Annotated in this window: 30 protein-coding genes and 2 pseudogenes; 13 read left to right on the forward strand and 19 right to left on the reverse strand. The window is 64.7% G+C overall.

Annotated elements, in window-relative coordinates; translation table 11 throughout:
* Positions 1-15 precede the first annotated feature (15 nt).
* The 4 genes from ACO2RJ_RS20695 to ACO2RJ_RS20710 all read right to left on the reverse strand — a co-directional run bounded on the left by ACO2RJ_RS20695 (position 16) and on the right by ACO2RJ_RS20710 (position 3,814).
* Complete coding sequence (locus ACO2RJ_RS20695; RefSeq protein WP_128778343.1) at positions 16-219, reverse strand: DUF2934 domain-containing protein; 204 nt, start codon at positions 217-219, stop codon at positions 16-18.
* Between the two features lie 111 nt (positions 220-330).
* Entirely contained in the window at positions 331-765 is a 435-nt protein-coding gene (locus tag ACO2RJ_RS20700) for a DUF411 domain-containing protein (protein ID WP_128778435.1), read from the reverse strand.
* Positions 766-827: 62 nt separating this feature from the next.
* A complete protein-coding gene (gene cueR, locus ACO2RJ_RS20705; RefSeq protein ID WP_128778344.1) occupies positions 828-1,265 on the reverse strand; it encodes a Cu(I)-responsive transcriptional regulator in 438 nt (145 codons plus the stop codon).
* Positions 1,262-3,814: a heavy metal translocating P-type ATPase gene (locus ACO2RJ_RS20710; RefSeq protein WP_128778345.1), complete on the reverse strand. Its 2,553-nt coding sequence runs from the start codon at positions 3,812-3,814 to the stop codon at positions 1,262-1,264. The genes cueR and ACO2RJ_RS20710 overlap by 4 nt, the downstream gene beginning before the upstream one ends.
* A gap of 155 nt (positions 3,815-3,969) precedes the next feature.
* On the opposite strand from ACO2RJ_RS20710, the gene ACO2RJ_RS20715 reads away from it, so the two are divergent.
* Together ACO2RJ_RS20715 and ACO2RJ_RS20720 are read left to right on the forward strand one after the other, a co-directional pair.
* Positions 3,970-4,167, forward strand: a complete 198-nt coding sequence (locus ACO2RJ_RS20715) for a heavy-metal-associated domain-containing protein (RefSeq protein WP_128778346.1) — start codon at positions 3,970-3,972, stop codon at positions 4,165-4,167.
* 270 nt (positions 4,168-4,437) lie between these two features.
* Entirely contained in the window at positions 4,438-4,866 is a 429-nt protein-coding gene (locus ACO2RJ_RS20720; RefSeq protein ID WP_244624036.1) for a DUF305 domain-containing protein, read from the forward strand.
* A gap of 92 nt (positions 4,867-4,958) precedes the next feature.
* On the opposite strand, the gene ACO2RJ_RS20725 is transcribed toward ACO2RJ_RS20720, so the two are convergent.
* From ACO2RJ_RS20725 to ACO2RJ_RS20735, 3 genes are all read right to left on the reverse strand, one after another.
* Complete coding sequence (locus ACO2RJ_RS20725) at positions 4,959-5,261, reverse strand: hypothetical protein (protein ID WP_128778348.1); 303 nt, start codon at positions 5,259-5,261, stop codon at positions 4,959-4,961.
* Between the two features lie 699 nt (positions 5,262-5,960).
* Positions 5,961-6,278, reverse strand: coding sequence for a transcriptional repressor TraM (locus ACO2RJ_RS20730; protein ID WP_245479725.1), 318 nt, complete (start codon positions 6,276-6,278; stop codon positions 5,961-5,963).
* A gap of 756 nt (positions 6,279-7,034) precedes the next feature.
* A complete protein-coding gene (locus ACO2RJ_RS20735; protein WP_128778350.1) occupies positions 7,035-7,628 on the reverse strand; it encodes an SOS response-associated peptidase family protein in 594 nt (197 codons plus the stop codon).
* Positions 7,629-8,170: 542 nt separating this feature from the next.
* On the opposite strand from ACO2RJ_RS20735, the gene ACO2RJ_RS20740 reads away from it, so the two are divergent.
* From ACO2RJ_RS20740 to ACO2RJ_RS20765, 6 genes and pseudogenes are all read left to right on the forward strand, one after another.
* Positions 8,171-8,347 carry a hypothetical protein gene (locus tag ACO2RJ_RS20740; RefSeq protein WP_164919619.1) on the forward strand — a complete coding sequence of 59 codons (177 nt, stop codon included), beginning with the start codon at positions 8,171-8,173 and terminating at the stop codon, positions 8,345-8,347.
* A gap of 203 nt (positions 8,348-8,550) precedes the next feature.
* Positions 8,551-9,477, forward strand: a complete 927-nt coding sequence (locus ACO2RJ_RS20745) for a DUF3991 and toprim domain-containing protein (RefSeq protein ID WP_128778351.1) — start codon at positions 8,551-8,553, stop codon at positions 9,475-9,477.
* A 185-nt stretch (positions 9,478-9,662) separates the two neighbouring features.
* Positions 9,663-10,337 (forward strand): hypothetical protein, encoded by a 675-nt coding sequence (locus ACO2RJ_RS20750; protein ID WP_128778436.1) that lies wholly within the window; start codon positions 9,663-9,665, stop codon positions 10,335-10,337.
* A 170-nt stretch (positions 10,338-10,507) separates the two neighbouring features.
* Entirely contained in the window at positions 10,508-11,110 is a 603-nt protein-coding gene (locus tag ACO2RJ_RS20755) for a DUF1419 domain-containing protein (RefSeq protein WP_423269981.1), read from the forward strand.
* A gap of 11 nt (positions 11,111-11,121) precedes the next feature.
* Complete coding sequence (locus tag ACO2RJ_RS20760) at positions 11,122-11,523, forward strand: DUF3085 domain-containing protein (protein ID WP_128778437.1); 402 nt, start codon at positions 11,122-11,124, stop codon at positions 11,521-11,523.
* A 109-nt stretch (positions 11,524-11,632) separates the two neighbouring features.
* Positions 11,633-12,808: pseudogene (locus ACO2RJ_RS20765) on the forward strand (lactate dehydrogenase); the annotation flags it as partial.
* 18 nt (positions 12,809-12,826) lie between these two features.
* On the opposite strand, the pseudogene ACO2RJ_RS20770 reads toward ACO2RJ_RS20765, so the two are convergent.
* The 3 genes and pseudogenes from ACO2RJ_RS20770 to ACO2RJ_RS20780 all read right to left on the reverse strand — a co-directional run.
* A pseudogene (locus tag ACO2RJ_RS20770) lies at positions 12,827-13,024 on the reverse strand (hypothetical protein); the annotation flags it as partial.
* Between the two features lie 86 nt (positions 13,025-13,110).
* On the reverse strand, positions 13,111-13,401 hold the full coding sequence (locus ACO2RJ_RS20775) for a DUF6634 family protein (RefSeq protein WP_128778352.1): 291 nt from the start codon (positions 13,399-13,401) through the stop codon (positions 13,111-13,113).
* Positions 13,398-15,377 (reverse strand): AAA family ATPase, encoded by a 1,980-nt coding sequence (locus tag ACO2RJ_RS20780; RefSeq protein WP_423269979.1) that lies wholly within the window; start codon positions 15,375-15,377, stop codon positions 13,398-13,400. The genes ACO2RJ_RS20775 and ACO2RJ_RS20780 overlap by 4 nt, the downstream gene beginning before the upstream one ends.
* Before the next feature lie 549 nt (positions 15,378-15,926).
* On the opposite strand from ACO2RJ_RS20780, the gene ACO2RJ_RS20785 reads away from it, so the two are divergent.
* Entirely contained in the window at positions 15,927-16,430 is a 504-nt protein-coding gene (locus ACO2RJ_RS20785; protein WP_128778354.1) for a hypothetical protein, read from the forward strand.
* On the opposite strand, the gene ACO2RJ_RS20790 is transcribed toward ACO2RJ_RS20785, so the two are convergent.
* Complete coding sequence (locus ACO2RJ_RS20790) at positions 16,410-17,099, reverse strand: hypothetical protein (protein WP_128778355.1); 690 nt, start codon at positions 17,097-17,099, stop codon at positions 16,410-16,412. The genes ACO2RJ_RS20785 and ACO2RJ_RS20790 overlap by 21 nt on opposite strands.
* Positions 17,100-17,102: 3 nt before the next feature.
* Between ACO2RJ_RS20790 and ACO2RJ_RS20795 the strand changes: the two genes are divergently transcribed.
* Both ACO2RJ_RS20795 and ACO2RJ_RS20800 read left to right on the forward strand, forming a co-directional pair.
* Positions 17,103-17,540 (forward strand): LexA family protein, encoded by a 438-nt coding sequence (locus tag ACO2RJ_RS20795; RefSeq protein WP_128778356.1) that lies wholly within the window; start codon positions 17,103-17,105, stop codon positions 17,538-17,540.
* Complete coding sequence (locus tag ACO2RJ_RS20800) at positions 17,537-18,811, forward strand: Y-family DNA polymerase (protein WP_128778357.1); 1,275 nt, start codon at positions 17,537-17,539, stop codon at positions 18,809-18,811. Before ACO2RJ_RS20795 ends, ACO2RJ_RS20800 begins: the two co-directional genes overlap by 4 nt.
* A gap of 19 nt (positions 18,812-18,830) precedes the next feature.
* Here the strand turns inward: ACO2RJ_RS20800 and ACO2RJ_RS20805 are convergent, their stop codons facing one another.
* Positions 18,831-19,415: a DUF429 domain-containing protein gene (locus ACO2RJ_RS20805; protein WP_128778358.1), complete on the reverse strand. Its 585-nt coding sequence runs from the start codon at positions 19,413-19,415 to the stop codon at positions 18,831-18,833.
* Positions 19,416-19,460: 45 nt separating this feature from the next.
* Between ACO2RJ_RS20805 and ACO2RJ_RS20810 the strand changes: the two genes are divergently transcribed.
* Entirely contained in the window at positions 19,461-20,231 is a 771-nt protein-coding gene (locus ACO2RJ_RS20810) for an SOS response-associated peptidase (protein WP_128778359.1), read from the forward strand.
* A gap of 70 nt (positions 20,232-20,301) precedes the next feature.
* Positions 20,302-20,652, forward strand: a complete 351-nt coding sequence (locus ACO2RJ_RS20815; protein WP_128778360.1) for a hypothetical protein — start codon at positions 20,302-20,304, stop codon at positions 20,650-20,652.
* A gap of 291 nt (positions 20,653-20,943) precedes the next feature.
* Here the strand turns inward: ACO2RJ_RS20815 and ACO2RJ_RS20820 are convergent, their stop codons facing one another.
* The 7 genes from ACO2RJ_RS20820 to ACO2RJ_RS20850 form a co-directional block, all read right to left on the reverse strand.
* The gene (locus tag ACO2RJ_RS20820) at positions 20,944-22,119 is read right to left on the reverse strand and encodes an MFS transporter (RefSeq protein WP_245479726.1); all 1,176 of its coding nucleotides are present in this window, start codon (positions 22,117-22,119) and stop codon (positions 20,944-20,946) included.
* 3 nt (positions 22,120-22,122) lie between these two features.
* Positions 22,123-22,824: an arsenical resistance protein ArsH gene (arsH, locus tag ACO2RJ_RS20825; RefSeq protein ID WP_423269982.1), complete on the reverse strand. Its 702-nt coding sequence runs from the start codon at positions 22,822-22,824 to the stop codon at positions 22,123-22,125.
* A gap of 5 nt (positions 22,825-22,829) precedes the next feature.
* Entirely contained in the window at positions 22,830-23,249 is a 420-nt protein-coding gene (arsC, locus tag ACO2RJ_RS20830; RefSeq protein ID WP_128778362.1) for an arsenate reductase (glutaredoxin), read from the reverse strand.
* 10 nt (positions 23,250-23,259) lie between these two features.
* Positions 23,260-24,315, reverse strand: coding sequence for an ACR3 family arsenite efflux transporter (gene arsB / locus ACO2RJ_RS20835; RefSeq protein ID WP_128778363.1), 1,056 nt, complete (start codon positions 24,313-24,315; stop codon positions 23,260-23,262).
* A 2-nt stretch (positions 24,316-24,317) separates the two neighbouring features.
* Positions 24,318-24,701: an ArsR/SmtB family transcription factor gene (locus ACO2RJ_RS20840; RefSeq protein WP_128778364.1), complete on the reverse strand. Its 384-nt coding sequence runs from the start codon at positions 24,699-24,701 to the stop codon at positions 24,318-24,320.
* Positions 24,702-24,849: 148 nt separating this feature from the next.
* The gene (locus ACO2RJ_RS20845; protein ID WP_128778365.1) at positions 24,850-25,503 is read right to left on the reverse strand and encodes a transmembrane anchor protein; all 654 of its coding nucleotides are present in this window, start codon (positions 25,501-25,503) and stop codon (positions 24,850-24,852) included.
* A gap of 30 nt (positions 25,504-25,533) precedes the next feature.
* Positions 25,534-25,960, reverse strand: a 427-nt coding sequence (locus tag ACO2RJ_RS20850) for a HupE/UreJ family protein (protein ID WP_423269980.1), incomplete at its 5' end; no start/stop codon positions are given.

A 25,960-nucleotide genomic window follows, 5' to 3' on the forward strand; every position in this document is an offset into this window, starting at 1 on the left:
CGGTCGGACGACGAACTATTTCTTCTTCTTGCTTGCCACGGCAGCTTCGTCCGTCGCCTCCGGGCTAGGTCCCTCTCCGACGATCTCGGATTCGGCGCGCAGCCAGTGCTCCAGATCGTGGCCTTCCGGACAGCCCTCGTGCACCCAGATCTCATAGGCGCGCAGCTCAATCTTCGGCCGAAGGATATCCTGCTCGGCAGCGGCGTGGGTTTCGGACATGATCGTCGGGCTCCTTCTTCAATGTCTGACCTCACCAGGCGCCCGGCAGCATGGGCCTGAGGTGGCCGGTCATCGTTGATGGATGTTAAAGATCAGCGCCCGCCGCACCTTTCAGTAGCGCGCAAAGATCTGCCGCCCGCGCGCACCAAAGAGCACCACGTCGTATCGGTCCGGTGGACCGCCGGTCTCCATGCCGGGAGAGCCGATAGGCATGCCGGCGACCGCAAGGCCTGTCGCAGTCGGCCGTTGGGCAAGAACGCGCAAAATCTCCTGCGCCGGAACATGACCCTCGATCACGTAGCCCCCGACCATCGCTGTGTGGCAGGATTGCAGATCGTCCGGCACGCCGAGCCGCGCCTTGAAAGGCGTGAGATCGTCCAGCAGCTTTTCCTCGATGGAAAACCCAGCCCGACGAAGATGGGCGATCCAGGCCGAGCAGCAGCCGCAGCTCGGCGAGCGCGTCACCTCGATCGAGGTGCCCGAAGCCGACACGGATGTGCTGCCAATCGTGACGAGCGATGCGCCAAGTCCCGCGGCAAGGCTCATGAGTGTCCGGCGGCTGAAGTTCACGGTGTTCTCCTTCGGTGCGAATATAATCTGAAGTAGCGTCATGGCGATCGATCGATGGCGCCCCGCGAACGCCGCGGCTTGGCGAGCTCGCCCTGTTCCAGATCCGCAAGGATCGGGCAGTCGGGCCGGTTGTCTCCCGAGCAGCATGACGCCAGATGCTCCAGCGTCGCCGCCATGTCCTCCATCTCCTGGATGCGCCGGCGCAGGTCAGCAATGCGTGCGAGCGCGATCCGTTTCACATCGGCGCTTTGCCGGCTGCGGTCCCGCCACAGCTGCAACAGGTCCTCGATCTCCGCCATCGTGAAGCCGAGGTCGCGCGACCGCCTCACGAAACGCAGCATGTGCACGTCGGTGGCTGAGTAGTCGCGATAGCCGGCCGTCGTTCTGCCTGCCTTGGGGATAAGCCCACTCTGCTCATAGTACCGGATCATCTTCGCGCTGACGCCTGAAGCGCGCGCCGCCTCGCCGATATTCATGCCGCGCTCCTTTCCAACGCCGCAGAAGAGCGCGATGCGCGTCCCTCGCCGTCGTCCGATTTGTGATGGGCGCCAGGCACGACTCCCGGACGGAAGCGCCGCAGCCGCAACGCGTTGCCGAGCACGAAGACGCTCGAGAGCGCCATCGCGCCTGCAGCCAGCACCGGCGACAGCAGGATGCCGAACGCCGGATAGAGCACGCCGGCGGCAACCGGAATCAGCAGGATGTTATAAGCGAACGCCCAGAACAGGTTCTGCCGGATATTGCCGATCGTGGCTTTCGACAGGGCGAACGCATCCGCGACACCCTTGATGCTGCCCGACATCAACACCACGTCGGCTGCCTCGATCGCAATGTCGGTGCCTGTACCGACCGCGAGGCCGACATCCGCCTCCGCCAGCGCCGGCGCATCATTGATGCCGTCGCCGACGAAGGCCAGCCGACCATAGGCTTGCTTGAGGCGACGGACCGCTTCGACCTTGCCTTCCGGCGGCACTTCCGCGACGACCTCGTCGATGCCGAGCTGGCGCGCGATAGCGTCGGCGGTGCGGGCATTGTCGCCGGTGATCATTGCCACCTTCAGTCCGAGACCATGCAAGGCCGCGATTGCATCGGGGCTCGAGGCCTTGATCGGATCGGCGACCGCGATGATCGCGGCCAGCCTTCCGCCGATCGCGGCATAGAGCGGCGACTTGCCCTCGTCGGCGAGCTGGCTGGCAGTCGCCGCAAACGGCGCGACATCGATGCCCAGCGAGCGCATGTAGCGATCGGCGCCGATCTCCACACGGACCCCGCCCGCCTCCGCGGTGACGCCGAAGCCGGTCAGTGACTCGAACCGGCTGACGTCCGGGAGGCGAAGCCTCTCATTCGTTGCCATATCCACGATCGCCCGCGCAATCGGATGCTCGGACTTGGCCTCCACAGCGGCGACCAGCGCCAGCACGTCGCTACGCTCGAATCCATCGGCCACGCCGAGATCGGTGAGGACCGGGCGACCCTCCGTCACCGTGCCCGTCTTGTCGAGCGCGACGACCTTGGCATCCTTCAGCAATTGCAACGCCTCGCCCTTTCGGAACAGGACGCCCATCTCGGCGCCGCGGCCGGTGCCGACCATGATTGAGGTCGGCGTGGCGAGTCCCATCGCGCAGGGGCAGGCAACGATGAGAACGGCGACCGCATTGACCACGGCAAAGGTCAATGCCGGATCCGGCCCGAAGATGAGCCATATGGCGAATGTCGCGGCGGCCACCGCCATGACCGCCGGCACGAACCACATCGTCACCCGATCCACCAAGGCCTGGATGGGCAGCTTCGAGCCTTGCGCCTCCTCGACCATCCGAATGATTTGCGCGAGCACAGTCGCATCGCCGACGGCGCTTGCCCGCACGCTCAGCGCGCCCTTCTGGTTGACGGTGCCGCCAACGACGTTGCTGCCGGCAACCTTCACCACGGGGATCGGCTCGCCGGTGATCATCGATTCATCGATGTAGCTTTCACCCTGGATGACCTCGCCGTCGATCGGCACGCGCTCGCCGGGTCGGACCTCGACCACGTCTCCCGACACCACCTCGGCAATGTCCACGTCGACAACGCCGTCGCCACGCCGGACATGCGCGATTCTCGGCTGCAACCCGACCAGTCGCTTGATCGCCTCGGACGTCCGTCCCTTCGCGCGCGCCTCGAGGAAGCGACCGAGCAGGATCAGAGTGACAATCACTGCGGCAGCTTCGTAATAGACGTTCACGGTGCCAGGCGGCAGAAGGCCCGACGCGAAGGTGGCCACGAGAGAATAAAGGTAGGCCGCAAGTGTGCCGACGGCGACCAGAGAGCTCATATCGGGGGCCAGCCGCACCAGCGCCGGCAACCCCTTCGCGTAGAACCGCCGTCCGGGGACGAACAGGACCAACGTCGCCAGCGTGAACTGGATGTACCAGCTCGCCTGCATGCCAATGGTGCGCATGATCAGGTCGTGGATCACTGGAACCAGGTGCGACCCCATCTCCAGCACCACGATGGGCGCCGTCAGCAGCGCGGCGATGAGGAGATCCCGCTTCAGGCCGGCGGCCTCCGCCTCCTTGCGCGCCGCCGTCGCCGGGTCGGGGGCGCCACCGCTCACCACCCGCGCGTCGTAGCCGGCCTCCTCCACGGCCTGGACCAGCAAGGCAGCGTCGATCGATCCCTCGACAGTCGCGCGCTCGGTGGCCAAGTTGACCCGCGCCGCCGCGACACCCGGAACCGAGGCGAGGGCGCGCTCGACCCGCGCAACGCAGGAGGCGCAGGTCATGCCCTCGATGGCGAGCTCCGTCCGGGTAGCCGGAACGGCGTAGCCGGCTTCCTCGACTGCGGCGACCAACGTCCGATAGGCGATCGGGCCGGAGCCCCTCACCTCTGCCTTATCGGTCGCGAGATTGACGCTGGCGGTTTCGACGCCGGGCACTGCCTTCAGCGCCTTTTCCACGCGTCCCACGCAGGACGCGCAGCTCATGCCGTCGACCGGCAAGATGACCGCGTTTCGGGCGGCGGAGCCGTTCCTGACCGGTGCGTTCATGACGATATCCTTCCGCAACTATTCTCGTCTGGAGCGAAAGGTGGGGCTTCCAGTCGTTGGAAGGTCAAGGCCAAAAAAAGATTTCGGCAGCCCCTTGACCTTCCCACGCTGGAAACCGCCATCTGAGTGGGCATGAGAGCCAAAAGGAGATCCTCATGCAGTTCCACATCAAGAACATGACCTGCGGCGGCTGCGCCCGCAGCGTCACCAAGGCGATCCAGAGTGTGGACGCCCAGGCCAAGGTCACCATCGATCCAAACATCCGAAAGGTCGACGTCGCATCCCAGCGGCCGCGCGTCGATTTCGAGGCAGCCTTGCAGCGCGCCGGCTATCCGGCAGCGGCCGCGGCGTGAGACGGAAAGGCGCGGCCCGGCCCCGGCGCCTGGCCGCGCTGCTCTTGCGGTTTAGTTTGGTGGCCTGCCCGGTCCGGGATTGATTGCTTCTCGCCCCTCCGCCGCAACGGGCGGCTGGGTCGCCCGAAACAATCATCCTTGCGATGCGTTCCCTTGGTGCGCCACAAACACGACAGCTGACCCGTACAACCAACCAGAAGAAGGTAACGGCCGATGGGCGAGACGCATCATCATCAGGGACACAGTCATTCTGGGGCGCGCGCATACTGGATGCTCGGCCTCAATCTGTTGTTGAGCCTGATCGTGATGTATCTGGTCATGTACACGATGATCGACGGCTGGCCCGATTACCGCAACAACATCAATATGCTCTACATGGCGCTCACCATGTGGGCGCCGATGGGCATCCTGATGATCGTCACAATGGGCAGCATGTACCAGAACGCGCGAACGAACATCGTGCTTTATGCAGTCTTTGCTCTGGTGACACTCGGCTCGTTCTGGGCCACGCGCAGCCAGGCATTGGTCGATGATCGCCAATTTATCCAGTCCATGGTCCCGCACCACTCCGGCGCTATCCTGATGTGCCGCGAGGCCAAGCTCGTGGACCCGGAACTGGTCAAGCTGTGTCAGGACATCTCGCAGGGACAGCGGCGTGAAATCGAACAGATGAATGCGATCGCCGCACGCCTACGCTGAAGCCTTATCCACGGCGTAAAGCTGGCTCCTGCCGATCCCTCGTGGCGCTACGTGGGCGCGTGGAATGCTAAGCTCCAATTCCAACCTGCCGATCATGATCCATCCTCGTCGTCGTTGCGCTCGACCGAGGCGCTGCACGCCGTTCGGGTGCAAGTGACCACAAGACGCCGCTCAGCCGGGCGCTGGCAATCGACTTTGAAGACGGAGATCCCATCTGATTTATAAGCCTGCTCGATGTTGGCGACCGGACATCGCGCGGCCAGCAGGGCTGCACTGAGCTGAGCATCGCTAGCAATTCCGGCGTCGACCGTCGCCGTCGCAAAAAGGGCGATCCAGACGCAAGAGTTGACCGCCGTGATGCAACGGGCAGGTCGCGTATAGACGATCGTCTTCATGATTGATCTTTCGAAAAGCGGCGTGTCCTGCGACGCTCCACTGGTGCGTGCAGGCATAACGTCCCGACCGCCGCGCCCCATGGGACAGGGCATGAGCAGCACCGCGAGACCGCAAGACCGGATGGTGTCTGAAAGGAACCTGCGCCGCTACAAGCGGCGCACATTCCCGCGCTATGTCGTTTCGAGCGCGGGGCCACGTGGCGGGCGCTCAAAGGCCAGTGGCCCGAGACCCGCGCCATCTTCGTCAGGGGCGCGCAAAACGGCTTTCACATCCCGGAGAATGACGATGGCTTGGTTTGACAGTGGCGAAACCCACAATGTGCATGTCGGGCTGTTGCACTCATGCCCATGCATCATCGCGGATCGGGGTTCTCCGGATACCATCCCGCCGTCCCCGCCGACCGAATGAACCACCGGATGCGAGGCTGATTGAACTGCGAGACCAATCTGCACATGCGCCCCGGCAAACGCCGAGATCCATGCGATGAAGACCCAGCTCAGCAGCCGGCGTCCCCAATCGGTTGGAAGCAGGCCGCCAAGCAACGCCATCCGAGCCTCGATCGATTCGCAATCATCTGTGAGTATTGCGGTAGCTGTGTCCGGATTGCGGCAAGCCCGAGGCCGGGTTGTCACCATGGTCCGTGGCAGCATCGGCACCAGGCACGCGCCGCACGCGCCTTCTCACACCAAACACCGCGCTCACGCATCATCCGACTGCCGCACCATGCGTCGCGCTGCCGGACATGACGGCGCAGAAAGCGCTATGCCTCGACCTTCAGGCACATAGCCGAGCTCATCGCAGAGATCCCGAAATGCAACGCGGCGCCGTTCCTTTTCAATCTCGGCGTTGTGGCAGCGCCGTTCATGCTCCTCGACGGTGAGCCCTTCCGGCCGACAGATCGGGCACGAGGCCATGTGGAAAACCTGCTCCCAAGCCGCCAGCGCCTCGACATAAGCGCGATGAGCCGAGACCGCCTGCAACTCGAGCGACGATCCGCATTCTCCGTCCTGAACCACCCGACCTTCCCCGCTGGGATGTGTCTGCGGTGCGCCCCCGCAAATGAACCCTCTCTGACTCTTGGTGATCGGGGAGTTCGAAACCGTACCAGACGGCCCTGTGGCCTTTAGCTCGGAAAAGCCTGTTGCATACGCCACAGGCTCCCCGACCATAAGGTCAAGGAGTGCGGTGCCGTCACGGCCGGCACCAACCGCTGGTAGGGGTTTCGACGCCCCAGGGCAGCGCGTACTGCCCCACACGACTCATAACCGCTCGTTCGCGCGGCTTCTAGCTGTTTTCGGTAAACCTTCGATGCACGTCCGTTGAGCGGTATGCCCCTTCGGGCAAAAACCGGGGAACATGCCCCTCGAAGCAGACGCGACCACAGGGGTCGGTTACCCAGCTGCGGCCTTCGTCCCGGAATGCGCGCGACGGCGGGGATTTCGGGCGCAAGAGGCGGTAATACTGCGAATTGGAATGCGACAGGCCTGGGATGCCGCCAATGCGCTTTCGTTTCCGGCGAGGTCGCGTCACCGTCGACGACGGCCAAAGCGCAGGAGCCGCATGCCTTGTCGAGTTTGACGATGGCGTGACCGTGATCGCCGCGTGGGACCACGCTGGCGATGCCATCCAGCTTTCTGTCCCCGCCTATCGCACGGCGAAGGGCCCACGGGTGCTCTCACGAAGGTGGCGGACCGCTCAAAGCGATGACGGTTCATGGCGGTCCGAGCGTATCTGGTGATGCCCGCAGGCGGAGACCGACCAAGCAATTCCCGCTATTCTTTACCGCGCCGCACCGTCTCGACATCGAGTGAGCCCGCTGGCAACGGTCGCAGAAGTTCACCCTCCGGCTTCGTCAAGTAGATCCACGCACTCCAATCCTGCGGGCGGAGCACGACGACCTGTCGGTCATGGATGGGTTCGACATCCGGTCCGGGTGCTGTCGTCAACATAGCAAACGAAGGTGGATGGTTGCCCTGCCCCTCACGCCAGATGCCGGCGATCGCCGTGATCGCAGACCCCCTCAGCGTGAATCGATGCTTGGCCTTTGGATATGCCTTGCCGGTGAATTCGAAGAACGCTGAGGCCGGTATCAGACAGCGATTGCTCTCCTTGAAGCTTCGCCCTTCCGAACGGAAGTTGAAGATCGGCTTTCCTGCTGACCGCGCAGGCGGGAAGCTGAAGGTCATCGGCAGGAGTTCGATCAGGTTGCCCGTCGCGCACATCACCGGGCCGACATCGTTGATGCGGATGTCGTCGGCAAGAGGGAGATCGAGCTCCGACTGCCGAGTGGGAACGCCGAGTTCCAACGCCTGCATCATCTTGCAGTATTCGGCCCAGCGGACATGTTGCTCGTAATCGTTGCACATCCGTCCCTTATAGCGCTGATCACGAAACTTGCGCAGAGGGTGTGGCGTCTCCCCTGCGGGGCCGGGCTGGCGGCTACGCGGAAGCCCCGACGGCGGGTCTTCCCCCATCCGGGCAGCCATCCCTGACGCAGAAAAGGAAGCCTAAGATGCCGAGGCTTCAGGCTTGCGCTTGCGAACGGCGGCCACGCGACGTCGCGGCGAAGCGCTCTTGTCCGTCGCGGCCGCGTAACCTTGCCGGTTGTTCATCGATCTTCGTCCGTCATGCGCGCGACGGTCAGTCAGGGAGTACAGCCTTGGGAATGTGAGCACCGCGTCGGGACAATGGGGTCGTCAAGTGGGCGCCTCCATGCCCGGCGATGACCATTTCGCTCTCAAGACGGCGTTCCTGGTTCTGCAGCGACCTTCCACGATCAACCCACGAGGGGTTCGCTACGCATGCGTGCGACCTCTGCGGCTGTGCCTGCGAGGTGACCGCGGCCGCCCCCGAACCTGTCGGCGCCTGTCGAGCGGGGATGGTCCCCGCCGCAAGACGGGAGCCCACCATGTCGACCAACCTCGCCCTCGCGCAAGACCACGCTCACAATCTCGCCTGCACCCTGATGGTCCCTGTCACCTTGTTCGAAGTTGACGGGTCGTTCGGCGTCATGCCGACGGCCGATCTCGACGAAGACGACGTCACCGTCATTCACGAATATGATCCCTGGTCCCCGGCTCGTTGAGCCGGGCGACCGATGCCGCTGGCGCGGCGCCTGATGCAAGGGAGGCTGCGCCGCGGCCGAGCTCTCATGACGCGACGGCTTGTCAACACGCCCTTGCATCCGGCACGCTTCGCGGCGGGCGGGTGGCGTGCCGTCGCGATAAGGCGAAGGAACGTCAACCGAAGAAAGGACCGGGTATGCGAGAGGCGCGCCCGGTGATGGCTATGGAGAAGAAAGAAATCGAAGAATTGCGAAGCAGGGTGGGTTGCGCCGCGCTGCTTCAACAGGACGGCTGGAAAATCGATTTGAAGGAGAGCACGCGGCGCGCCGTGAAATTCCGCCGCGACGCCAACATCATCATTGTCATCCACAATGATCGCGGTTGGTTCGACCCTCTCTCGACCGCCAAGGGTGACGTGTTCGATCTGGCCGAGCATCTCGGTGCTCAAGGTTTTCCGGAAGCCTGCGCCCGTGTCGCATCGCTGGTCGGGTTCGTTCCGAGCCCGCCCGCGTGGCAGCGCGAGATCCGCTCCTGCCCGCCCAGTTCGGTCGTCGATCGCTGGGCGCGCCGCCGCGTCGCGCAGGCAGGTTCGGAAGCCTGGCGCTATCTCACCGAGACCCGCGCGATACCCGACACCGTCGTCGCCGTGGCAGTGGGCCAGGGTGTTCTCCGCGAGGGGCCCCACGGCAGCATATGGGCGGCTCATCGCAGTCAGGATGGCGCCCTACTCGGCTGGGAGGAGCGCGGCCCTCAGTGGCGTGGTTTCGCGACCGGCGGCAGCAAGGAGCTCTTTCGGCTGGGCCCGTCCGCCGCCTCGCGCATCTGCATCACCGAAGCTGCGATCGACGCCATGAGTCTCGCTGCGATCCAGGTCATGCGTCCTGACACGCTTTACGTCAGCACGGGAGGCGGCTGGTCTCCGGCAAGCGAGGAAGCCATCCGCCGCTTGGCGGCGCGGGCAAACACTCATCTCGTCGCCGCGACCGACAACAATCGGCAGGGCGATGTCTACGCCCAGCGCATCCATGCAATCGCGGCCGAAACGGGCGCCACCTACGCACGCGCGCGGCCGCGCGCAGGCGATTGGAACGAGGACCTCATTGCCCTGCTCGCCCGGATCGCGGCGGAGCCGCTCGCGGCAGCCAGCTGACACTCTATGGCTGGGAGAAGCGAGCAAGGAATGAAATCCGCCAACGAGAGGAAGGTCGGCGCTGCCGCATGCCCGGTCCGCGCGTCAAGGGAGGCTTCGCCCGCGTGCGCGGCCCTTGACCCGCCGGACCGGAGAGGCGGCCGCCCCAAGGGTGTTTGCAACACCTGAAGGGAAGGACGACAACGATGCCCATCTTCACGATCGAGACCACCTATCGCCTGCCGGTCTATCGGCAGCGCACCTATGAGGCCGCGGATCTGGCGCAGGCCTGCCGCCTTGCCATCGAGGATGACGACTGGGAATGCGCGAAGCAGGACCACGAATCGGCCGGCGAGACCTATGTCACCGGCGCCTGGCAAGGCCGCGACTGCGCGTATAGCGGCGCGGCGCTGGCGGTCCCGGCGCATTTCGATGAGACGGTGCAGCGCAAGGCCGATCATTTCGAGATCCTGCTCGGCCTCGTCAAGGTGCTGAGTGGCACGGGCGGCGCGCAGCGCAGCGCTTATTGGGCCGGCCGCGCGGTCTCGGCCATCGCCAAGGCAGAGGCGATCCTCGCCGGTGCGCGTGATCCCGATCCGGATGCTTCGATGCCGCGGCCGCACATCCTGCTCGCCTTCGACGAGAGCGAGGTGCGCGCGACCATCGGCGAGATCATCGCAAGCGATGAGGCCCTCGCCGCGCTCCCGGCCGATGCAATCGGCGACGACGTCCATGCCGCATGCGTCGCCGTCGCGGCCGCGGCTGATCTTTCGGAGGAACGCGGCTCGGCGGTGTTCAAGGCGGCGCTCGCGGCGATCCGGTCGGCCGAGCGGCGCCGGATTGAAGGGAGGAAAGAAGGGGAACGGGAAAAGGAGGAATGACGTGCCGCATGCCCGGCCGGCGCGTCAAGGGAGGCTTCGCCCGCGTTCCGCGGCCCTTGACCCGCCGGACCGGAGAGGCGGCCACGAAGGAGGGGTCAGAAGGGCTGAAGAGGATGGCGAGCCGAAGGGGTGAGCCGCGCTCCGGCCCGACGAGGCTGAAAGGAGCCCCCATGATCCCCTCTTCGATCCGCAAGGTCTATCAAGGCGCCGCCGACCGCCGGCAGATGTTTCGCATGTTCGATCGCCATGCGCAGCGGCCGAACCGCACGCACGGCGACGCGACCGCACTCTATTCTGGTGAGTGGTTCGAGATCGGTCAGGTCGAGCACACCTACATGTTCGAGGTCCTCCCGCCGCTGTGGATGCCCGGCGATATGTTCGCCATGCGCGAATTCCTCACCGGCAGCGTCACGAGCGTCTTCTTCGAGCTGAAGATCGACGAGCGCGTCCGCTATTTCCACGGCTATTGCGACCTCACCGACCGGCAATCGCCGGAGTGGATGCGAGCCGCAATCGTGGAACGTGAGTCCAGGCCCGTCCGGGCGATGACGCGCGAGGAGCGCCTCGAGCACATCTGGTCGAGCACCCACGACCCCTATCGCAGCTATGCCGATTGGCGCTTTCCCCGCGTGGACCGCGGCAAGCGCACCATCATCGTCTACGGCGCGGATCGAAGCCGGGATTTCCGCCTGCTTGACCGGCTCACGGACGTGGAGATCGCCGCGAAGCTGCCGGTGCAGCTGCGCCACCTGCCCGACGCGCTCGCCGCATGAGGGAGGCGGTCATATTCACCTTCTCCGTGACGGCGGTACGCGCCGTGATCACGCGCGGGCGCATCGACGCCTTCCTGAATGGCGGCTTCCGCAACCCGCATTACGGCCTTGCCCCCGGCAAGGACGAGAAGCCCGGCGTCTGGCTGGTGGGCGACGAGGGCGTCTACATCATGTCCAACGGCAAGCTTGCCGAGGGGCAGAAGCATTCGCTCGTCATCTACGCCGAGGAATGCGACCCGAAGACGAACCCCGATTACTGGCACTACAAGCGTCAGTATTTCGGCGGCGATGACGGCATCGAGTTTCTCGACGCCGAAATGCTCGTGAAACTGATCGCTGCGGCTCCCGCAGCCACGCATCTCACGATCGCAATGACTGACGACGGCATGTCGATCACACCGATCCGCCGCTGACACCCCCGGGGCCCCGCAGCCCGTTTCCGCAACCTTCCGCGACCATCGCTCCCGCCGGTATTCGCCGGCAGGTCGATGCCGCGCGCCTTCATCACAAGGAGACATCACGATGGCGCAAGACGATCCTTTCACCCTCGACCTATTCGGCAACACCGCGCTCGCGTCGGGCCTCGGCCTTGGCGTGACGGCGTTTGGCGGCACGTTCACGCCTGACGACGACGAACCGGATTCCTCGACGCCCGCTCCTGCGCTTCCCTCCGTGGCGGCGGCACGAGCCCCGCAGCCGCCTCGCTCCACGCGCGGCACGAACTTTCACCTCGCCGGCGATCGAAGGCTGGCGACGACATGGAAGGATCGTGCGCGCGACAACGTTGCCGCCATTCGGCTTGCTTCCGAAATCGAGGCGGATCAACGCCCGGCCACGCGCGAGGAGCAGGAGCGCCTGATCCTTTTCACCGGCTTCGGTGCCTCCGATCTTGCGAACGGCGTTTTTCGCCGTCCCGGCGAGAACGATTTCCGTGAAGGCTGGGAGGAGCTCGGCGCCTCACTCGAGGATGCCGTCGGCGAACTCGACTATGCCTCGCTCGCGCGCTGCACCCAGTACGCCCATTTCACCCCGGAACTGATCGTGCGGGCGATCTGGACGGGATTACAGCGACTCGGCTGGCGCGGCGGCCGCGTGCTCGAGCCCGGCATCGGCACAGGGCTCTTTCCGGCATTGATGCCGGACGGTCTGCGCGACGCGTCGTATATCACCGGGATCGAAATCGATCCCGTCACGGCCCGCATCGTGCGCCTGCTGCAGCCGAGGGCCCGTATCGTCAACGGCGATTTCGCACGCACGCAGCTTCCGACTGCCTTCGACCTCGCCGTCGGCAATCCACCCTTCTCCGACCGCACCGTCCGATCGGACCGGGCATATCGTTCGCTGGGACTGCGTCTGCACGACTATTTCATCGCACGCGCCATCGACTTGCTGAAGCCCGGCGCGCTCGCCGCCTTCGCCACCTCGCATGGCACGATGGACAAGACGGATTCTTCAGCACGTCAGCACATCGGCGGATCAGCCGACCTCGTCGCGGCTATCCGTTTGCCCGAAGGCAGCTTCCACGCTGCCGCCGGCACCGATGTCGTGGTCGACCTTCTCTTTTTCCGAAAGCGGAAGGTCGGCGAGCCCGCGGGGGATCTGGCTTGGCTCGACACCGAAGAGGTGCGGCCCGCAACCGATGACGAGAGCGCGATCCGCGTGAATCGCTGGTTCGCGCGGCATGCTGCCTTGGCGCTCGACGTCGCCGATAAACGAGCGTGCGATGTTGGCTTCGAGCGCGAGCTTTTCTTGCGACCAGCCGCGCGCGGCTCGCAATCGCCGGATGTTGTGGGCGAGCAGGGCTCTGAAGTCGTTGGGATCGATGGTCTCCACCACGGCGAGTGGAGACCATCCCTGTAAGCAGCTCGACCCGATTTGCAGGTCAGAGCGACAGGTGTGATCTTTCGGACCCACCCCGCAAGCGCTCTATATTGAGACGGTTCGCAGACCTCAAACCAGGCCGGGTTGGAGTTGATGAATCTCAAACAGGGCGCTGAGTTTCAGCGTGGCAGGCGGCTGGGTCCTCTGAGGCGGTAGAAGCGGTTCAGGGTGCGCGCCCAGCTTTGGTCGGCTGACATGGCGATCAAGGCGCTGGTGTAGACCAGTCGATCGTCTTCCACGGTCGGATGACCCGTCACCCGCCCGATCAGCGCGACGCCGTCTTCGGCGGACACAATCAGCCAGTCTCGTAGCTCTGGTGCGTCGCGCAGGTCCGGAGACGCTCCCTCAGCGACTTTTCGAAGCGATCTCAACGCGCCACATAACGTCTGTCTCGTCTTCTCGTCTGTCATGGGGCCGTCTCCGACGGTGAGACGGATGACCGTTCGCCGAAGCCGCCGCCAAGACAGCCGTGGATCTCGTTGGCCAAGACGACGCGATGTCGAACGAGCCGGGCCGCCAGCGCGCGGATCGGCTGCTCGAGCCGTTCGACATGATCCCTCGCCTCGTTCATGAGTCGCCGAAGATCCTGTTCGACCATCGAGCGAAGATGTGGATCTAGGCTCAGATGTGCGGCGTCGATCGACTCGCGCGATACGAGAGTGTCGCCCAGTCCGAGACGTGAATGAATGTCGAGGACGAGCGCCGTCGATTTCCAAAGGTCGCTCGCCGCGCCTGACGTTGGACCGCGGGACAGACGCTCGTCGCAGGCGCGACCGGCGAGGATCGCGACCGCCCGGCATTCGAGCTCGCGCCTGGAAAAGATCGAGCTTCCATGGCCAAGCTCCGTGACCCCTCCGGACGTTTCCGTGTCGATGATCGACGCCGAAATGACCTCCAGTCCCAAGGCGCAGGCGACCACCGCGTGCGCGGCCTCGTGCAGCGCCACCTCCTCGATTTCCTGAGGCGAACGTTTGTCGGCGGGAGCGATGATCGCAACGAGATCCGAAAACGAGAGGATGCGTTGATCGCGTCTCGCTTCGTCCCGGGCCCGGCTGACCCAAGCTTCGATGATCGCTCCAGTCGGTTTGCCGGCCAGCCGGATCGCCGCAGTGAGGTCGTCGTCGACAAGGTCGTCGCCGAGGTAGTGGCGAAACACACCCTCGATCTCCTTTTCGGTCTGGGGTCCGCGGATCTGGATGTGCAGATCGAAACGTCCCGGCCGAATGAGAGCGCTGTCGAGCTTGCTCTTGTGGTTGGTGGCGGCGATCAGCACCACGCCGCGGGACCGGGCGCGAAGCTGATCAATTTGCACGAGAAGTCCGGTGATGATGGGCGTCCACCAGCTTCTGTCGCGATCGTCCATGGTCTCGCGGTTCGGAATCGCGTCGATTTCATCGATCAAAGCGACTGACGGAGCCAAAGCCGTGGCCTGTTCAAAGAAACGTTGCGCCGCGGATGCTACGTCGCCAAGATGTCCTGCAGACGAAGTGAACCATTCGGCGACCGACGTCTGTATCAACGGGGCGTTGACTGTGCGCGCGAACGATCTGGCGAGTGTCGTCTTTCCGGTTCCCGGAGGACCGTAAAGCAAGATGTTGGGCAGAACGATATTGCCGCCGATCTCTCTTTGGCTGACGAAATCCAGCGCGATCAGCCGCATACTTTGCGCCGCTTCCCCAAAACCGGCCAGTTGCGACAGTTCGGCGGTTCGATCCGTTGGCGTTGCGCTTGCTCGACTGCGGATCGCGCGATGCATGCGTTCCACGCATTCTTCGGGCGTAGAGTTCGGCCGCATTGCGAATGCGAGGTCTGTGAGATCGAGGCTCGCGTAGTCCGAAGCAGTGACCTGACAACTTTTCCGGCCGCAAAAGCTCGCGATTGCCTGAGCGACGGAGGCTGGTCGCACCTCCAGACGAAAGCTGAAATCGGCAGCCGCTACGGCGGCTGGCGACAGCCATGATCTATTGGGGGTGACGGCCAAGATCGGCGAAGTCGGCGGCGGGCAGTCCGGCGTCGTGCCTCGCGCGGGGGGCTTGGTCGCCGAGATGACCCGGACGCCGGGAAATAGCACGGAAGCCTGCGCGGCGATCGCTTCCGTCCAGACGACGGTGGGGGCGTCGACGAGAACGATGATCGGCAGACGAGCCTTGAACGCCTTCTTGACCTCTGACGGGATGGCGGCGGCAAGAACGGCTTTTGCGAGCAAGATGCGCGGCGTTCCCGCGCCATACTCCGGGATCGCATCGAGGTATTCGAGATCGTCGTCGTCATCCGTGCGTTCGGTCCGCCGGACATGCCGTGCTGAAATCTTCAACGACGCCGGGCGCTTGGGGCGCAGGCGCCGTTTCAGTCTGGCGGCAGGTGAGGTCGGTCGGCGCCTGATCATAGCGAAGTCCGGCGGCGTCGAACCGACGCTCGGGAGATCGCAGCTCAAGCAGGAGCGCGTGGACAGGCCATAACTCGATTGGTTTGACCCGTAAGATGGTCTTTTAGACCAGAGCGATCGGGCGGGTCAATCGGAGGTCGCGCTGGGGCGTGTCACCTATCTCCAGCAGATCAAAGATCGCTTATCAGGAATTAGCGGATAAGGCTCGGATCGAGTAATTCTTGGACGCAAGCACTTCGTTTATGGATAGGACCATGGCTAAATCCCTTATTGCAAAGGATTTGATAGTTTATAGACGATCTTGGATCGGTTGACGCGGAATGCGGGCGCAGGGCGGCCGTGTAAATGCGGAGCGATCTATAAAGCCGGCTGATTGGAACGACTCGACGATATTGACAGCCCGTCCGTATGGCGGCACTTTTGTCCCGTATAGTGGGTCGTCGACTGGTTTGGCGGTATAGACGGCCTGTCTCCGTGCATCTCTTTCGAGATGTGACGAATCTTGGTGCGCATGACGCACGCGACCGCTGAAGCGCGGGGGATTCGTCAATGGCCAATGACAGACTTGAACCGGTTCCCGTCACCGCGCGCGAGCGGCGGTTGCACGACGGGGGCAAAGAGCTGCGCGACACGTTGACCCGCGCGATCTGCGTCGCTGCGGGCAAGGGACCGAAAGGTCGAGACAACGTCATCTGCGAAGCCAGAAACAGGCTCGCGCCGGAACTGTGGGGCGTCATTTCGGAAAATCTCGAACTGAACGACCGCCACTGGATCGTCGTGACGGCGCCGGGCGAGATGTTCTACGGCTTCAGGAAGTTGGATCTCGCATCCCTATGTGCTGCCGTCCACACGCCCGAGCGCGCCGTCCTGATTTTGCAGACCAGTATTGTTTACAAGCTCGCTGACTTGTGGAGGCCGCACAAAAACTATCCGAAACACGAAGATCTTCCAGATCAGCTGAAGGCCGAAGTTGCGCCTTTGTATGCATGCGAAACAACTGAATTCCATTGGTCGGCCTTCGCAAACACACTTTCAGCAATGCGGAGATTTTGAGGTGAGCTCGTCGACGAAGGCTTCGACGAAGACGCGCAAGTCCGCGGTTGCGCGGGCCGCCCAAGCTTCATCGCCCCGTCCGTCGTGGCGAGAGCCGCTTTCCTTCGACGAGCGCCATCGTCTCGGGTTGGTCGAGATGCTTGAGGCCGTGGACCTTCGAGCCGAGCCTCGATGGGCAAGGGCGGCGCGAGGCGATGCGTCGTGCGCGATAAACTTGGCTATCCGGGTTGTGCTGATCGGCGAGGATGCTTTGGTCCCGTTCCACGACGTCATCTTGATCGCGCTGTGGCGCTGCGCCGCCGAGGGAGATCTGACGGCCGGACTGGTCTTCGACTGGCTCACCTGCCACCGCGCCTCCAGCGTGGGGGGCTGGATGAACTGACTGCCAGCCTCCTGGAACGACGTCAGTCGTTCCAGGAGGCACCCATAGCGTTTGCGCAAATACGCTTGTTCTATTTTTGTTCTCGTGAAATCCCTTCCTGAAGCGAAGGAGGGTTGGATGGCGAGGAGCAATGAAATTCCGTGGGGAAATCGGCCGTCCGGCTCGGCGCCGCCGAACGTGATTCTTCTCTCGAACCACGTTTTCAGAATGATCGGCATGGCGCCGGCCAATCGAGCAGGATCCGGCACGAGCGTCTTCAGGACCGGCCGATCGCTGCGGCGGCTCACCTCATGATCGTCCGCAACCCTAAGGGTGTGGTGCTTGGGGACGAGCTGCTTGTTCCGATGTTCGCGCATGCGATCTGCGCCGGCTTCCCATCGCCGGCGGACGATTTCCTCGAGGACGCGGTCGACGTCGCGCGGCTGCTGATCACCAACGCACCGGCCACGTTCCTCTGGCGGGTCGACGGCGCCAGCATGACCGGCGTCGGGATTTTCGACCGCGACATTCTCGTGGTGGACCGCAGTCTTGAACCCCGGGATGGCGACGTCGTGGTGGCGATCGTCGACGGCGAGCGATCGCTGAAGCGACTGACCCTGGGCGCGCGGCCCAATCTCGCATTCGCCAACAGCCGCATGCCGGTCTACGAGCTCCCTGATCTTGTCGACGTCGAGATCTGGGGCGTGGTCACCTGGAATCTGCATCGGCTGCGAGCGATCCGGCGATGACGCCCAAGGCCTTCGCCCTGATCGACGGCAACAGCTTCTACTGCTCGTGCGAGCGCGTCTTTGATCCTGGGATCGCCCATCGACCGGTCATCGTGCTGTCGAACAATGACGGCTGCGCCGTCGCCCGGACGTCTGAGGCCAAGGCGCTCGGCATCAAGATGGGCGACCCATATTTCAAAATTCGAGATCTCTGTCGGGCCGGGCGAGTGGCGGTCTACAGCTCGAACTACACCCTCTACGGCGATATGAGCCGGCGGATGAACGCGGTCTATGACCAGTTCGCGACGGACGTGGAGATCTACTCCATCGACGAGAGCTTCCTCGATCTGTCGGGCTACGCCCCGGCTGATCGGCGGGAGTTGGCGCAGGATCTGCGCTCGACGGTGAGAAAGTGGACTGGGGTGCCGACCTGCGTCGGCATCGGACCGACGAAGACCCTCGCCAAGGTCGCCAACGCCATCGCGAAGAAAGAGCTTGATCTCGCCGGCGTCTGCGACCTGTCGGATCCGGTCGAACGGGCAATACGGCTGGATCGCTTCCCTGTCGAGGATGTCTGGGGCGTCGGCCGCGCGTCGACGGCGAAGCTCGCAGCCCTCGGCGTCAACACCGCAGGCGACCTGACGCGGCTGGATCCAAAGCTCGCGCGAAAACCGCTCACAGTCGTTGGCGAACGCATCATCCACGAACTCCGCGGCATGGCTTGCCTCGATCTCGAGATGGTGACGCCCCAGCGCAAGGGGATCGCGGTCACGCGCAGCTTCGGCCGGCCGGTCACAACGCTCGACGCCTTGCTTGAGGCCGTCTCGGCCTATGCCTTCCGCGCCGGCGAGAAGCTGAGGCGTCATGGCCTTGCGGCGTCGCATCTCACAGTGTTCGCCCATTCCAACTTGTTCAACGGCGATGCCCCGTTCTCGGCTTCCATGACCGAAGGGATGATCGAGGCGTCGAGCGACAGCCTGGTGTTGATTGCGGCCGCGTCGCGCGGAGCGCAGCGACTCTGGCGGCCAGGCGCGAAGCTCGCGAAGGCCGGCGTGATCCTGGACGACCTCGTGCGAGCCGAAAACGTTCCGGCTGCTCTGATCGGCGGCCGAGACCGCGAGAAGGCAGCTCGAATGATGGCGGCGATCGACGCCGTAAACGCCAAGCACGGCCGCGGCTCCGTCACGTCGGCGGCAGTTGGGATCAGAAAGGCCTGGCAGACGAAATTCGAGATGAGGTCGCCGCGCTACACGACGCGGGTGGACGAGCTGCCAGCAGCGCGGACAGGGTGAGCGGATCGCCAGACCGACCTCAGTTCTTATCGGGCCACCAATAGTGGAGCTCGCCGAACCAGATGTCCTTCGGGTCGATTTCGCTCGGTCCAAGGCTCAGCGATAGATCGGTTGTCCATCGCCCCAACGCCCCTTCACGGGCTGCGACGGACCCAAGCAGCGCATCTCGCTCATGTTCGGTTCGAGGCTGAGGTCCGTCCAGGCCGAACGTCGACGCGATGTCGTCCCAATTGCGAAGGTCGAGAGCTTTGAGAAGGGCTTTCGGGTGCGACTCGGTGATTGGCAATGTGGGAAACGACTTCCGCGCCATCATCGCCAGCATGATGCCTTGAACGACCACAGCGCCTTTAAGGCTGTTGACGGACTGAACGGTTCCGGACGCGATGTTGTATGTTCTCCGGATCCACCGGTCCGCGACCCGACCACCGCCTTCGCCGGAAGACCACCACAAGGGACAGTCGATTCCCAAACCAGCGGGTTCGACGATGTGGCTCATAGCGCCGTCGACCGACGAGCAGATCCACGTCCTGAAAGACCCGTCACCCTCCAGGGCGGCGAGGCCGAATGCGTTGATGCCGCCGGGGTCAGCGCCGTACCAGGTCATGGTGGTCCTCTATGCCGACGCCGCGGCGCCGGTATAGTCCGGCGTATGTGCAACCTCTATAGCCTCACCAAAGGCCAGGCTGCGATCCGCGAGCTAACGCGCGCCATGATCGACCGCTCCGGCAACCTGCCTCCGATGCCCGGGATCTTTCCGGACTACCCGGCACCGATCGTTCGTGTGACCGCCGGCGAGCGAGAGCTCGCTCTCGCGCGATGGGGCATGCCGAGCTCGCAGAAAGCTCTGCTCGACGCCGCCACGAAACGGGCTGAGAAGCTGCGGGGCAAGGGCAAGGCCGTCGACTTCAACGCGCTTTTAAAGGTCGAACCCGATGGTGGGACAACCAACATCAGGAACATCGCAAGCCGTCACTGGACGAGATGGCTCGGCCCGCAAAACCGCTGCGTCGTGCCCTTCACCTCGTTCTCGGAATACGATGTGCGAACCAAGGAAGTGACGTGGTTCGCTTTGAACGAGAGCCGGCCGTTGGCTGTGTTCGCCGGCATCTGGACGACCTGGACCAGCGTCCGAAAGGCCCGCGAGGGCGAGGTCACCACGGACCTCTTCGGGTTCCTGACGACCGAGCCCAACGCCGTCGTCGCGCCCGTGCATCCGAAAGCCATGCCCGTGATCCTGACGACGTCGGAGGAGGTCGACGTCTGGCTGCGGGCGGACTGGATCGAAGCCAAGGCGCTGCAGCGACCGCTACCGGATGATGAGCTGGCGATCGTCCTGACGGGGTCCAGGAAAGACGAAGGCGCGGGTTGGAAGACGGAAGTTGAGGTGAGCAAAACGCCAGCGTATCCGGGAGAGGCTTGATAAGATATATTTACGACTCGACGAGGGCTCAAAGTTGCCAAAGTGGCTCATGTCTTTCGGAGTGATATTGATGGTGAACGTTTCAGGCGAAATCGCTTTCGCTGGCCAGCCGGCACAGGTGTCTGTCCCGAGCGACGCCAAGGCCCACTACTTCGTCCTAGACGTCCGCAAAGTAGGCCCAAATCTCATCCAGATGTCGTCACGGCGCGAGGGGCCATCTGGCGTCTCGTTCGCCAAGCGTGAGATCGACTGCGCAAAAGGACAGGCGCGGTACATCTCTGAAGGCGACACGATCGAAGAGCTGGCTCGGCTCAACCCGGTCTCGAAGATGGGCCCTTTGATCGAGGGCTCAATATCGACCGTTATGTCCCGCGCTGGATGCAGGATCGCCGGCGTCGAGCTGCGCGGCGTGGAGCAATAACGGGGTCGGCGTTTTTCGTTGGGCCGACGCACGAGTTGCTATGTGACTGGCGCAATGCCGGATGCCTCCCCATGGATCTTCTCATTGCGACGAGGTCGGCTTGCAGAGCGAAACGAAGCTGGTGACGAACAGCTGGGCCAGCCGAGAGTCGTGTCGCCGGACGACGGTATGGCTGACGACCGACGCGTCCACGGCGTCGCTCGAGCGCTTTATCTCGCGGTTTCGATACGGTCTTGGCCATCCGCGATGGATCGCAGCCTGCGGTTAGCACGGGTGCAGGCTTCGGTCTGCTCATCGGTTCCATGATGACAGCACTGCTGTGAAGGCGACATTGACGGTAGCTACGACCGCAAGGGCGGCCAGTGTGCCCGTCGCGCCAACGGACGTGACGCTGAGCCCCACCACGAACGGTGCCAACGCCTGCACCACCAGGTTCGGCGCCGCGAGCCGTCCCATCACGACCGGGTACCGTTCTGGTCCGAACAGCGCGAGCGGGACGGTGCCGCGGGCGATCGACCACACTCCGTTGCCCGCGGCGTAGAGCACGACCGCGACCGCCGCGGGTCCGGCGTCGAGCGCGAGCAGCAACACGCCGACGGCGACCAGCGCGCCAGCGTAGAGCAGCGTCGCCGTCGGATGTAGGCGATCGCCGACCATCATCTCGACCACGCGGGCGCCGACCTGTGACGGACCGATGAGCGCACCGATGGCGACGGCGGCTGCGAGCGACATGCCCTGTCCCTGCAGAATCGTCAGGAGATGGACCGAGATCGATGTTTGGACCGCTCCGTTCGCTATCAGGATCCCGGCCAGCAGTAGGAAGGTCCGGCGCTTGCTGGCGATCGTCGCGCCGGCGCCGGCGCGGTTAGCCGGAGCCGGGAGCTTGCGCGCCTCCCGCGGCAGGAGGAAGAACAGCGCCGGAGCCATGACCAGCACCTGAACGGCCGCGTAGGCGAAGCAGGCGCCGCGCCAGCCGACGTGCTCGACGGCGAGCGCCGACATCGGCCAGCAGACGGTGCTGGCGAAGCCGCCGAACAGGGTGAGGTTGGTGATGGCGCGCCGCGCCGACGCCCCGAAGATCCGGCCGAGCGTCGAGAACGCCGCGTCGTAGAGCCCCGCGCCCATGCCGAAGCCAAGCACCGCCCAGCCGAGCAGATAGGTCGCGAGCCCAGTCGACGATCCGACCGCGGCAAGGCCCGCTCCCATCAGCAGGGAGCCGGCCGCCATGGTCTGCCGCCCGCCGAAACCGTCGATCATGCGGCCCACGAAAGGCGAGGCGATGCCTGAGCAGAGCAGGCCGATGGACCCGCCGCCGACCACCCAGGCGAGCGGCCATCCGGTGTCGGCCGAGATCGGCGCCGCCAGCACTGCGAGCAGGTAGAAGCTCGAGCCCCAGGATACGATCTGGCCGATCCCGAGCAGCGGGACCGCAATCCTGCCGCCGGGCGGCACCGACGCCGTGTCCACGACTCAGACGGCCTGCTTGAGGTTCACCCTCGCCTCGAGCGCAGTGGCGCTCTCCTTCCGCTCGCTGTAGCGGTCGGTCAGGTGGTCGGACACGTCGCGGGTGAGGAGCGTGAACTTCACCAGTTCCTCCATCACGTCGACCACGCGGTCGTAATAGGCCGACGGCTTCATCCGGCCGTCCTCGCCGAACTCCTGGAAGGCTTTCGCGACCGAGGACTGGTTGGGGATCGTGATCATCCTCATCCAGCGCCCGAGCACGCGCATCTGGTTGACGGCGTTGAACGACTGCGAGCCGCCGGAGACCTGCATGACCGCAAGCACACGGCCTTGCGTCGGCCGCACCGAACCGACGGCGAGCGGGATCCAGTCGATCTGGGACTTCATCACGCCCGTCATGGCGCCGTGGCGCTCCGGGCTCGTCCAGACCTGCGCCTCGGACCACGTCGACAGCTCGCGTAGCTCCTGCACCTTCGGATGGTCGGCGGGCGCATCGTCAGGCAGCGGCAGGCCCGCGGGGTCGTAGACGCGCGTCTCGCAGCCGAGACGCTTCAGCAGGCGCTCGGCCTCAAGCGTCAGCAGGCGGCTGTAGGAGACGGGCCGGAGCGAGCCGTAGAGCAGCAGGACGCGCGGCGGGTGGGTCGAGCGTGGGCCGTGGAGCCGGGAGAAATCGGTCGGCTGGAAGCTGCCCTCGTCGAGGCTCGGCAGATCGCTCACGACGCGCGTCCCGCCTTCACGATCTCGCCGTCCTCCTTGGTGAAGCCGTCCAGCAGCGATGCGGGCAGGATATCCAGCACGACCTCGGACGGACGGCACAGCCGCACGCCGCGGGACGTGAACACGAACGGGCGGTTGATCAGGATCGGGTGGGCCAGCATCGCGTCGAGGATCGCGTCGCCGGTGACTGACGGATCGCTGAGCCCAAGCTCCGCGAATGGCGTTCCCTTCTCCCGTGCGGCCTCGCGCGGGCTGAGCCCGGCGTCGGCGATCGCCTTCGCAAGCTCCCCGCGCGTCGGCGGCGCCTTCAGATACTCCACCACGGTCGGCTCGATCCCGGCCGCCCGGATCATCGCGAGCGTGTTGCGGGACGTGCCGCAGTCGGGGTTGTGCCAGATGGTGACGGCCTCGGTCATCGCGGCCTCCTCAGGATCGGGGTTCGGGGGCGGCCGCGCGCACGCCGCGGGCCTCGTACCAGGGTTTTGGGCGGTTCACGATCCAGACGACCGAGAGCATCACGGGCACCTCGATCAGCACCCCGACCACGGTCGCGAGCGCCGCGCCGGACTTGAAGCCGAACAGGCTGATGGCCGCGGCGACCGCGAGCTCGAAGAAGTTCGAGGCCCCGATCAGCGCCGACGGTCCGGCCACGCAATGGGCCTCGCCCGTGGCGCGGTTCAGCAGGTAGGCGAGGCCGGAGTTGAAGTAGACCTGGATGAGGATCGGCACGGCGAGCAGCGCGATGACGAGAGGCTGGGCCACGATCTGCTCGCCCTGGAAGGCGAACAGCAGCACCAGCGTCGCGAGCAGCGCGGCGAGCGAGAGCGGCTGGATCCTCGCCAGCAGACGGTCGAGCGCGCCTTGTCCGCCGGAAGCCAGAACCTGACTCCGCAGCACCTGCGCCGCGATCACTGGCACGACGATGTAGAGGCCGACCGAGAGGACCAGCGTGCTCCACGGCACGGTGATCGCCGACAGGCCGAGCAGCAGGCCGACGAGCGGCGCAAAGGCCACGATCATGATCGCGTCGTTGACCGCGACTTGGGAGAGCGTGAACAGCGGGTCTCCCTTGGTCAGGTTCGACCACACGAAGACCATCGCGGTGCAGGGCGCCGCGGCGAGCAGGATCAGCCCGGCGATGTAGCTGTCGATCTGGTCGGCAGGGAGCCAGGGCCGGAACAGCCAGCCGATGAACAGCCATCCGAGCAGCGCCATCGAGAACGGCTTGACCGCCCAGTTGACGAACAGCGTCACTGACACGCCTCGCCAGTGAGCCGCGACCTGGCCGAGTGCGCCGAAGTCGACCTTGACCAGCATGGGGATGATCATCAGCCAGATCAGCTCCGCGACGGGCAGGTTCACGCTCGCGACCTCGAGGCTCCCGATCGCCTGGAAGAGCCCGGGCGCGGCGTAGCCGAGCGCGATCCCGACCACGATGCAGAGCGCCACCCAGAGGGTGAGCCAGCGTTCGAACAGCGACATGGTCAGGCCCTCGCGGCCGGGCCGCAGCAGCCCTTCTCGAGCTGTTCGAACACGGGCGCGCAGACGTCCGGATGGCCTTTGCAGCAGTCCTCGAGCAGGTAGTTCACGAGGCCCCGCATGCCGTCGAAGTTGGCGGCGTAGAGAATTGAGCGCCCGTCGCGGACGCCGGTGATCAGACCGGCCCGCACAAGGATCGCCAGATGGGTCGAGAGCGTGTTCTGGAGGCAGCCCAGCGCCTCGGCGATGCCGCCCGCGGGCTGTGGCTCCGGAGCGGTCGTGACGAGATGCTTGAAGATGCGAAGCCGCGTGGACTGGCCAAGCGATGACAGGGCGTCGAGGGCCGCCGTCTCGCGGTCACGGTCGGCGGACTGGGCGCGTACGGGCATGTCGCCTCCTGCATCGGGAGGCTTTTGATATCAATAAATCGACGATTGTCGATATGAATCACCTTTGTGGATGGAGTTGCCCTGTCTGTTCCCGTCACAGCGCAGACTGGCCGCGCTGCGTTCGTGACGCCGCGCGACCAGCCCCACTTCACATCACGCGCTTCATCGCGGCGAAGTCGCCGTTGACCTTCAGCGTCACGGTTACGTCGGCCTTGCCGCGGTTGCGCCAGAACCAGCCGTGTTTGCCGTCGAACGCGGCCTCGAGCACGCCTTCCTGGCTCGGCGCGGCGCGGCCCTTCTCGTAGCTCGTGGACTGCTGGCCCGCGCCGTCGGCGTGCATATCGAAGTTCACGACGCCGCCCTCGACGGTCCACGTGAAGTTCGCCTTCGCGCCCTTCTTCATGTCGAGCTTCACCTCGGCGCCCTCGCCGGGCTTGAGCGTGACCTTGGTCTCCTCGCTCTTCATGGCGGCCTCCTGCGCCGCGGCCGAGCCCATCACCAGTTCGGCGAAGATCGAGCCGAGCAGGCTGGAGCGCTGGTCCGGGGCCGCGGGCGCCGGGGCGGGCCGCGCCTCGTCCTTGATCCGGTCGGACTCCGCCTCGGCCGCGAGCTGGGTCTTGATCTCACCCATCTCGGCGAGGCCGATCGCCTTGCCGATCCCCGTCGGGTCGATCGCGTATTCGGCGGGAAGCACGATGGTGGTTAGGATCACGCCCGCCGAGACGATGGCGATCGCGGTGGAGCGCAGGAGCTGCTTCGTGGTCGGCAGCTCGGCGCGGGTCGGAATGTCGGTATTGTACATCGGTTCTGTCTCTTCGATCTGGGGATTGGGTCAGGAGACCGCGAAGCCGGTGAGCTGGTAGCCGACCAGCACGAAGCCCGCGGTCATCATCACGACGTTGGCGGTGTAGGCGTGCCGCCAGAACCCGTCGGTCCGGCGCCAGAAGCCCATGGCGATCAGGATGGCGGCAAGCGCCAGAAGTTGGCCGATCTCGACCCCCACGTTGAAGGCGAGGAGGTTCGGCACGAGGCCGTCGGGCGAGATGTCGTACTCGATGATCTTGGTCGACAGCCCGAAGCCGTGGAACAGGCCGAAGATCAGCGTGGCGGCCTTGGTGTTTGGCTGAAAACCGAACCAGCGCTGGAACGCGCCCATGTTGTCGAGCGCCTTGTAGACGACCGACAGGCCGATGATCGCGTCGATGAGATAACTGTTGATCCCGACGTTGAGGTAGACGCCGAGCAGCATGGTCGTGGAG

Source organism: Hansschlegelia sp. KR7-227, from assembly GCF_049446035.1.
Lineage (GTDB): Bacteria > Pseudomonadota > Alphaproteobacteria > Rhizobiales > Methylopilaceae > Methylopila.